The organism is Fictibacillus sp. NRS-1165 (genome assembly GCF_050468105.1).
GTDB lineage: Bacteria > Bacillota > Bacilli > Bacillales > Fictibacillaceae > Fictibacillus_C > Fictibacillus_C terrinigri.
In genome coordinates this window covers 1-9,394 of record NZ_JBDPNU010000084.1, presented here as the reverse complement: position 1 = coordinate 9,394, position 9,394 = coordinate 1, and the positions used below count along the sequence as shown (strand labels likewise).

Here is a 9,394-nt window from a genome sequence, read left to right as displayed (position 1 = left end):
GCTTATATGAGCAAATTGATGGCGCAAGTCGCGAGGTACAAAAAAGCAAACTACACCGCTCAAGAACTCGCAGCCATCCTTGGTATTACCATCCGAAGCTCTCACCGGATCCTTGGACAATGGATAGATGCAGGTTTGGTAGACGTTGTTGGAGAGGAAAAAATCTCATCAAAAGGCCGCCCCCGTCAAATTTACCGGCTTTCATTTGTTGCCGACCATTTAAAAAAAATAAGAGAAGCAGTGGAATAGACCATTCTATTCCACTGTGTAGTTTTGAAGCTTATCACTGCTAACCTTACACCCGAGCCCGTACCGATCACCAAGGAATACGGTGCCTTCTTCCCGTACTGGCCCTTCCGAAACAGGGTCATCTGCAAGAAAAAAAGGTCCATTCAAATCTACCGGCGCTGAAATTTGCAAGTAATTAAAAAGATGGGCACTCGCTGCAAGACCAAGGGTTGATTCGGTCAAGCCTCCTCCTAGTAAATCCAAGCCCGCCTCCCTTGCTATTTCCCCGCATATTTTTGCACGGTCCAGACCGGCCATCTTTGTCAGCTTTATTACCGCTGTATCACATGCTTCCAGGCGAAAAGCCTGCAAAAGATCCCCAGGGCTCCAAATACTTTCATCCAGAGCGATCGGAATATGCACTTTCCTTCGGATTTCTGCGTGGCCAAGGAGATTGTTTGCGATGAGCGGCTGTTCGAATACGTCCACTCCCAATTTCTCAAGCTTCTTGGCAACATAGATGGCTTGTGCCACTGTGTACCCCTGGTTCGCATCCACCCGGAAAAATAGGCCGGGAGCAACTTCCTTTACCGCGTCGACCAAATAGATATCGTGATCAGGATCAAATCCGATCTTAACATCCAAGCCCTTGTATCCCTTCGTTTTCGCATCTGTTGCTTTTTGAACCGCTTCCTTCACGTCCCTTGTACTAATAAGATAGGACAGATTGATCGTTGAATTCGTTGGCCCCATCCATAGTTCACCAATGGTCTTTTTATTCCTTTGTCCAATTAAATCATGCAGCGCAGTATCGATCGCCGCTTTTGCAATCGGCTGGCCAACAGTGAGTCCACTCTTAATTTCCCGGTTCATCACTTGATGCACATAAGAAAAATTATCGATCCTTTTTCCAATAAGAGCCGGAGTGAAATAAGTGTTGATGGTGGCAGTAACTGATTCAATCGTCTCATAGCTCCATCGATGGCTGGGCCGCGCTTCCCCCCATCCAATCATTCCGTCCTTGTCGGTAATTTTCACATAAACATGTGGAGCTCCTGCTTGCTTATCACCAACTGAACCACTTGAAATCCTAAAGTCCTGAAGCATGGGTAATGTTAAAGGAAAAACTTCTATGCTAGAAATAATCATTTTAAAAGCTCCTTTCTTAAAGCATGACTAACTTCCTGATTTTTTCCTTTATTAATATTAGACATTTTAAAGACGCGTCTCTATTTGATAACGTTAAGGTACAATAAAATAACCTGAAAAAGGGGAATAATGATGAAAAGAAAAATGAGTGTTATCGTACTCTTGTTTTCCATCTTCATGTACAGCCTGCTGACAGGATTCGCTCCTCTCCCAAGAGCGGCGGCCCAGACTGACGGACAGCCAGGAGAGATTTTGGCGGATTATGCTGGTGTTGTCAGGGAGACCTCCCCTCGCTCTGATGGGATATACCACATTGATACCCCAAGATCCATTCAAATACTGAAAGAACTTCATATTAATACGTACTACTACCTTGTTTGGCATGAGAAAACGGATTGGGACGATTTAAAAAACGAGTTTTTACCTGCAGCGCGTGATGCCAATATTAACATTGTCGTCTATCTCGTGCCTCCCTCAGAATCTACTGGCGTTCGAAAGTCTTACCCCTACACCACCGATTACATTGCATGGTCAAAAGCCATCGCCCAACTATCACTTGAGTTCCCAAATCTTACTGGATGGGCGATTGATGATTTCAACCACAACCTGACGACTTACACCCCCGAATATATGGCTCGAATGAAACAAACTTCTGAAGCCATTAACCCAAAACTCGTATTTACTCCGCAAATGTATACTGACTCCTTGAATGAAAGCTTTCTACAAACCAGAGGTGCATACATCGATGGCGTCATATTGGCTTTCCGAGATGGAATCTATCGGAATACACAAGTCTATGAATCTGCTCAACAGCAAATTGATAACGCGTACAGCCTCTTAAGTTCCTATAACCTTCCGCTTTATTGGATGCTGTATGCCTCACAGCTTTCCCTTACCCCGGCCAATCCTTCAGCAAACTACGTAAGAGAAGTGGTGCAAATTGCCCTGGATAACATGATAACAGGCAAAATTAAAGGGGTGATTACGTATGTTCTCAAAAAGAACTTTGAACCTGAACCGATAGATGACAAGGCTTATAACGATACTGGGTATCTTAACTTTTTTGTCGGTGCGGGTGCACCTACTTCAGCCGGTGAATACGAAGAAGCTTCACAGAAAATCCGGATAGACCGTAAATCGGATCAATATGCGTTAACTTTCCAGACAATGGATCATGGCCCCAACTCGATGGGTTATCATAAAAAACAATTGCTGATTGATGGCCAGGTGGTATGGGAACAGGATGCTGCCGAAATTAAAACAGATTTGCAGTGGAATACGATTAACGTCGATCTTTCGCCATATTTAAGCGGCAAAAGGACTGCCCAACTCTCATTTCGTTTTTATGAGGCCAAACCTGTAAAGAACTTCTGGACTTATGCAGGTTTTGATGGTCTTCAACCAGAAGGATTTACTGTAGAAAATGGTGATTTTGCTGATACAACCAACTGGAAATTTAATTCTAGCTCTGCCGCCATTATTGGCGAGATTATGCAATACGATGAAAGACGAGCAGAAAGAGCCTATGGACAAACGAAAAAGTCCTATTTAACCTATGGATTGTATCACTCCATTTATACTGCAGATCTTAAGCCACAATTAAAGACTGATTTAGCAGATAAGGCAGAGATGGTAATGGATCATTACTTCGCAGAGAAAAATCGAAAAGCGATCAATAAGCTTCGCCAGCTGAAAAACAAAATACGGGTGAAAAGCGGACGGGAGATTCCCGTGGAAATGGCACAAAAATGGCAATCCATATCTGACGAACTGCTAACCTACTATGAAAGCGAGATGTAAGCATCGTCCCTCTGGAATGTTCCAGAGGGTTTTTCCTTAAAGATTCGTATTGATATAGTGCAGGGTTTTATCAATATGTTCCTGGCTTCCTGGAGCGTTGTGTGTCGAGAAAGGATAGATCTCTATCGTTTTCTCAGAAGGTATGAGATTATATACGCCAAAAATTGTTTTTGGAGGGCACACCGCATCCTTTAACGCAACGGATAGTCTTACTTGGCTTTTAATATTTGAAGCAAAATTAACATTATCAAAATAAGAAAGGTTTTCAAAAACCTTTTCTGTGTATTGTGGATACCTGGCTAAATAATTCTCGATAAAAACGAGGGAACCTTCTGTTTTTATCTGAATGGCCAGCTCCAGATCACACATGTTTGGTACGTCGGCTACTACCAATTGCGGCCGGGAATCCAAAGCTGCCACGGCTAGGGCAATCCCCCCTCCTAAACTCGATCCTATCAAACAGATTTTGTGCGGGTTTATTTCTGGGCGAGTCAAACAATAATCAATGGCCCGCTTGCAGTCCAGGTAGACTTTATAATAGTAGTATTCTTTCTTATCTAAAAGTCCCTGTGTTGCCCAGCTGCCTAATGTTCCCGAACCATAACAGGAATCATCCCCTGTCTCTCCCATTCCCCTGTAATCCACTGCTAATACAGCATAATCCTGAATCAGCCATTGCATATACTGGGCGATCGATCCTTTACTGCTGTTGTATCCATGAAAAAAGATAAGACATTTAAGATTTTGTTCCCGTCTTTTTGGTTTTAGAAATACCCCCTTGATCGGTGTTCCGTATGCTCCACGGTAGGTAACCTTTTCACATTGGATTTGTTTGATGGGATAATCGATGATTTCTGCCTTTTCATTTAATTCAATACGATCCAGCTCTTGGAGTGCATGGGACCAAAAAGAATGAAAATCATGTCTTGCGGATAGAATTGGTTTATAGTCACTGTATTCTTCGATTAGCTCACGTACTTGCCTCATATCATCATTCCTTTCTCCGGTTAGATGGAACAAACTTGAGAAAATTTAAGCATTCAGAAGTATAGAAGCCGCTGCTCCCTTCGCCGGAGAATAGAATTCTTTAGAAAAAACAATCTTTGTTTGAACAAAAGCGTCTGATAGGGTACGTTGTTTTGCGGACGAAATCGTCTTCTCTTGAAATTCATGAATTTGGTTATAAGGAGCTTCAATCATGATCTCTTGAGGATTTAGCAAATGAATCACCTGTACCAGAGCACGGCCCAAATACTCTCCATATTCTCCTATCTTACGGTGTACCCTATGGTCTTGCTGAGCTAACTTTGCAATATCCAAGTCTTCATTGTTTGAAGGACGATAAGTGAGGCTTTGAAGAAATTCCCGAAAAGCTCCCATACTGATTATTTTTTCAAGACAACCCTGTTGTCCGCACTTGCATATTGGACCCTGTGAAGCAACAGATAGATGGCCAATTTCACCAGCTGTCCAGCTGTTGCCATTCATTACATGATGGTCTGCCACATAGGCTCCTCCGATCCCCTCGCTAATCCTTATATAAAAGAAACTGGATTTGGGTTTTTGCAGGACCGTTTCGGCTCCTCTGGCCGCTGCAATTTTTACATTGTTATACACTTCCACAGGCACTGTTACCACTGAGCTAAGGATTTGTTTTACTTCAACATTCCTCCAATTCAGGTTTGCCGATTGATATACATATCCTCTTGTCTGGTCCACAATACCAGGTATGGCAATACCAATTCCTTTTGCCTTTGGGAATCTGCATGTTAAGTTTTTTGAAAGGTTGATCACCTCATCCAGGATCGAATGTCTGTCGATGGCGACTGACCCTTCCTCTAGTTCATTTAGCTGAAAATCCAACACGATATAGGAGATGTTGTCTCGCTGAACCATTAACCCGATGGTTTGCAGCGCGTCTGGCCTTAATTGCAGCAAAACTCTCGGTCTTCCTGCTCCAACCGGTTCTTTTATTCCCGACTCAGCGATCATGTTTTGATTCAGCAATTGTTCAACGACAAGTGACACTGTATTTTTGCTCACGTTCAGCGCATGAGCAATCTCCTTTCTTGAACATGGTTCATGAGCCCGAATATAGTCTAAAATATTTTTTTGATTGATTTCCCGTAACACCGAAGTTCCTTTTGCCGGCATTCTCTACTCTCCTGTCCTTTTTCCGTACTTCTTTATAACTTTTTAATCTTTCCTTTAAATCGATCGATAAATTGAGCATTCCATTCATCCCCTCCTGAAGCGTTTCCACTCATCCAAATCGGCGGCTGAATGCCTTCAGCAACCAGCATCTCTATTGCTTCAGCTGTCATGGCATTTAACAGATAGGCATTCGCAAAGGTAGAAACAGCGGCAATCTTTTGCTCCAGTCCGCTGATCTGCAATATCGCATCCCCCACTCCAACCTTGCTGTCCAAAACGACATCCACCAATTCAAACAAGTTTTGTCCGGAAGGGTGACGGGCAGGGTGGTTGGCAGGAGTGCTTGATGCATGCTCCACAGAGGTTACACCGATGGTTTTTATACCTCGCTGTTTCGCTTCCAATGCCGCATCTATGGTGGCGGCATTAATGCCATAAGCGTTGATAATGATTAGAAGGTCGTCTTTCACCAGCCCATAGTCTTCGATCACAATATTTCCATAGCCCGGTTTACGCTCTATCGCCATGGAACGAAGAGCTCCTCCGCTCAGGAGCGTTCCTTCATCCAGCATAGCACTGATGTGCATAAGACCGCCGGCACGAAAAAATAACTCCTGGGAACCTAAATTGGAATGGCCTCCTGGCCCATATGCGTAAATAAGTTTATCCTGTTTCACTTGTTCTGCCACCAGTTTTGCAGCCTCTTTAATGGCATGCTGCTCTTCCTTGTTTATTTTTTCCAAATGAAGGATAATCCCCTGCAAGTATTCAGTCATTAAAGGTGTTTTCATGAGAACAAACCTCCCTGTTCTTGTATACTGAAATGCCATTTTTGTACGTTTCGAGTAGGGTTATACCGTTCTTGCCTGATTGATGAAGCAAAAGAAAATCTGCTGGTGCACCTTCACAGATGCCTTTCCTTTGCGGCAAATTCATCACCAAGGAAGGATGGATTGAAGCCAGATCAACAGCAAAAGGCAAGCTGCACATCCCCCTCCTTAACAAATGGTTGACCCCCCATAACTGCGTTTGAGCTGAACCTGCCAAAAGGTCTTCATTTTCTTTCATATACAACCTTCCGCTCTTATCCAAAACGACATCGCCGCCAATATGAAGATGGTAGGACCCAGCAGGCATTCCGGCTAAGGAAACACAATCACTGACAAGAATGGCCCCCTCCCCTTTCATCCTCAGAATAACTTTTAACACTGAATCGGGAAGATGGAAGCCATCAGCGATCATGCAAGCGGCAAGCTCATCGCTTGCCAGCTGTTCCCAAAGGTAATTGGGATGCCGCTTTAACATCACATGAGCACCATTTCCTAAATGGGTAGACATCTTCGCTCCCGCTTCAATGGCATCGTGGATATTTTCAGGAGTGGCAGCTGTATGCCCTATGGAAACGAGAACCCCATGATTTGTACATTTGTTGATAAAAGATGCCGACTCTGGCCATTCGGGTGAAACGGTGATGATGGATATCCGTCCTCCAGAAGCTTTTTGCCACATCTGAAACTCAGTCCAGTCAGGAGCTTTAACGAATGGTTTAGCATGAGCTCCCCTTGGGCCATCCTCGGGAGATAAGTATGGCCCTTCTAAATGAATGCCCGGTATGGCCTGATTAACCGCTGCGTTTGTTTCAGCGGCTTCTTGGAATATAGACATCGTGTTTATTATGTTTTCAGGCTCGTTGGTAATGATTGTGGGATAGAATGAAGTCACTCCCTGACACCATAAATGGCGTACGGTAGATTCAATAGAAGCTGTTGTGAGCGCTGTATCATTATAATCAATACCTCTATAGCCATTCACTTGCAGATCAACAAATCCAGGTGCAATAATCGGCAGTTCCTTTCGCTGTTCCTCGCCTTCAATAGAAACAAACACGCCATCTTCAAAACTCACTTTTACCGCCTTGCCCGTTTTATAATGAATGCCTGAGACTTGTTTCACTTAACAGCCACCGCCAAATGAATCTTGATCTAGATATAAAGTACAATTTTCATGTTTTCGAAGAACAGAAGCAGGACAATCTACTGTAATTTTCCCATGAAGGACCGATTGTACAGCTTTTGCTTTTGTCTTGCCAGGAGCCACACAGTACAGGAATTTTGCTGAAACCAATGCAGGAATCGTTAATGTCAGCGCCTCTTTTGGCACCTCATCGAGTGAAGCGAAGCAGCCATCATTCACTTGCTGCCGACGGGATGCTCCGTCCAGTTTGACCGCTTTCATTGTTTTTTGATCATCAAAATCGGCCACTGGAGGATCGTTAAAGGCAATATGGCCGTTTTCACCGATACCCAAACAAACAATATCAACCTGTTTTTCCTTGATTAGTTTTGTGTAGCGGGCACATTCTTTTTCTGCTCCATTCGCCGTCTGAATAAGATGGACTTCCTTTGGATGAACACGATCAAATAACTTATTCTTTAAAAAGGAAGCAAAGCTTTTTGAATTTCCGGGCGGCAGATTCATATATTCATCCATATGGAAAACGGTAATCCTGCTCCAGTCAATCCTGTTATCTGCTGCCAGACCTTCCAGCAATTCGTTTTGAGAAGGAGCAGAAGCAAAAACCATCCGAAGATCTTCCTGAACGGAGAGAAGTTCCTTAATCTTGCTGCTGACATCCCCTGCTGCTTGCTGTCCCATCTCTTTTCTCGTTTCAAATACTTTTACATTTAAACGATCTGCCTTGCACATGAATGGATAAACCGTCATATTCCTCCCTCTCTTCCTTCCGAATGAGTTTATCAATTGCATTATTTATACTGTTTTCAATCGAACTGGAAAACGGAGAAGGAAGCGCAAAATAATAGATGGAGTCATTGGCTTCGTATCCCCCTTCACTCAGTTGGCCTGCTGTTGGAACATAACCAATCATTCCATTGCTATATGGAAGGGGGATGATTCGTCCTCCATATTTTTCTTTTAACTTGAGTCCGTACTGTGTCACCATTTCGGCGTTCATGGAAAGAAAGGACAGTTCTTCACCAAACGTCATCAAACGGAGCTTTAACGGTACCCCCGCTTCAAATGCCGAAAAACGTTCGTTCATAATGGTGCACCATTCTTTCATTAAAAGGTCTTCAGGAAATGCCGAGGGATCGTAGAACTCTCTTGAAGGCAAGTGTTCAAAATTCAAGTGCAAAACCTTGGTTGAAGTTTGTAGTTTCGAAGTTGCTACTTCCTTCCAATGGTTTTCATTGAAGCAATTCAGTACGTTGCTGGCTAATCGTTTTCCAAGACGTTCCACATCCTCTTCCTCTCCCCTGTAAAAGGCATTTCCTTTAATCAGAGCGGGCCGAATGTCACCGCAGCACCCCTGTAAATAACCAGCTATACACCCATTGCCGATTCTCTTTTCAACTTCTTCGAGCACAGTTCCAGGAAATTCAGAAGATACATAATTATTTCCGGTTGTCGTGGGATGGCATGCGTAATGAATCAGCAGAGCTTTTGTCTTTTGTTGCAGGGTTTCGAAGCGAACTAGTATTACTTCATTGTCTACCAGACCATCAGTATTAGGCGCCATGATGATCTTTCCGTTTACTGCTTTTCTGCGGTTAACCCCTATATCAGCCGTACTGCTTGCTCTTTGTACCGTCACTTCTTCTGCATTTTGTTTTGCAGCCTCTATCGCCGAAAGAAGCTGTTTCTCCAAAAAAGCGATATAGGAGTCACTGTACCTTCCCAGATAGGATGTAAATAACTTGCTTGTTTGCGGGCCTGAGTGATTGTGTGTCGCGTGAAATATGATTGACTCTGCTGGAATAGAAAATTGTTCGATGATTTTCTTTTCGAGTTTTGAAACAAGATCGGATCCCCACCAAATCAAATCCGCCGTAATTAACAGCGATGGGTTCTTATTTGTTTCATCTAAGAAACAAAAAACACGTACATACAACTTCGATTTAATTTCTGTAAATGGTTCTTTTCGGTGAGAAAAACCAGCTAAATAGACGGGCTGAAAGGGAGTTATTTCCTGTTTGGACGTTCCTAGCCGTATACTCATTTGTCTTTTCACTCTTTTCGTCGGTAATTAATCATAGTCTATGAC

8 protein-coding genes and 1 pseudogene are annotated in these 9,394 nt (G+C 43.3%); 2 read left to right on the top strand and 7 right to left on the bottom strand.

From position 1 onward, the window contains the following. Positions 1-249 (top strand): annotated as a pseudogene (locus tag ABHN01_RS24025) (hypothetical protein); the annotation flags it as partial. A gap of 6 nt (positions 250-255) precedes the next feature. Here the strand turns inward: ABHN01_RS24025 and ABHN01_RS24020 are convergent. Then, the gene (locus ABHN01_RS24020) at positions 256-1,377 is read right to left on the bottom strand and encodes a mandelate racemase/muconate lactonizing enzyme family protein (protein WP_429877637.1); all 1,122 of its coding nucleotides are present in this window, start codon (positions 1,375-1,377) and stop codon (positions 256-258) included. 132 nt (positions 1,378-1,509) lie between these two features. Between ABHN01_RS24020 and ABHN01_RS24015 the strand changes: the two genes are divergently transcribed. Next, the gene (locus tag ABHN01_RS24015) at positions 1,510-3,177 is read left to right on the top strand and encodes a hypothetical protein (protein WP_429877636.1); all 1,668 of its coding nucleotides are present in this window, start codon (positions 1,510-1,512) and stop codon (positions 3,175-3,177) included. A gap of 36 nt (positions 3,178-3,213) precedes the next feature. On the opposite strand, the gene ABHN01_RS24010 is transcribed toward ABHN01_RS24015, so the two are convergent. The 6 genes from ABHN01_RS24010 to ABHN01_RS23985 are packed head-to-tail and all read right to left on the bottom strand — an operon-like array spanning position 3,214 to position 9,349. Beyond that, positions 3,214-4,164: an acetylxylan esterase gene (locus ABHN01_RS24010; RefSeq protein ID WP_429877635.1), complete on the bottom strand. Its 951-nt coding sequence runs from the start codon at positions 4,162-4,164 to the stop codon at positions 3,214-3,216. A 45-nt stretch (positions 4,165-4,209) separates the two neighbouring features. After that, the gene (locus ABHN01_RS24005; RefSeq protein WP_429877634.1) at positions 4,210-5,331 is read right to left on the bottom strand and encodes an ROK family protein; all 1,122 of its coding nucleotides are present in this window, start codon (positions 5,329-5,331) and stop codon (positions 4,210-4,212) included. Positions 5,332-5,363: 32 nt separating this feature from the next. Continuing rightward, the gene (locus ABHN01_RS24000; RefSeq protein ID WP_429877633.1) at positions 5,364-6,122 is read right to left on the bottom strand and encodes a sugar isomerase domain-containing protein; all 759 of its coding nucleotides are present in this window, start codon (positions 6,120-6,122) and stop codon (positions 5,364-5,366) included. Next, positions 6,100-7,284 (bottom strand): N-acetylglucosamine-6-phosphate deacetylase, encoded by a 1,185-nt coding sequence (locus ABHN01_RS23995; RefSeq protein WP_429877632.1) that lies wholly within the window; start codon positions 7,282-7,284, stop codon positions 6,100-6,102. Before ABHN01_RS23995 ends, ABHN01_RS24000 begins: the two co-directional genes overlap by 23 nt. After that, positions 7,285-8,055 carry a glucosamine-6-phosphate deaminase gene (locus ABHN01_RS23990; protein WP_429877631.1) on the bottom strand — a complete coding sequence of 257 codons (771 nt, stop codon included), beginning with the start codon at positions 8,053-8,055 and terminating at the stop codon, positions 7,285-7,287. Next, the gene (locus ABHN01_RS23985) at positions 8,000-9,349 is read right to left on the bottom strand and encodes a neutral/alkaline non-lysosomal ceramidase N-terminal domain-containing protein (RefSeq protein ID WP_429877630.1); all 1,350 of its coding nucleotides are present in this window, start codon (positions 9,347-9,349) and stop codon (positions 8,000-8,002) included. The genes ABHN01_RS23990 and ABHN01_RS23985 overlap by 56 nt, the downstream gene beginning before the upstream one ends. Positions 9,350-9,394 lie beyond the last annotated feature (45 nt).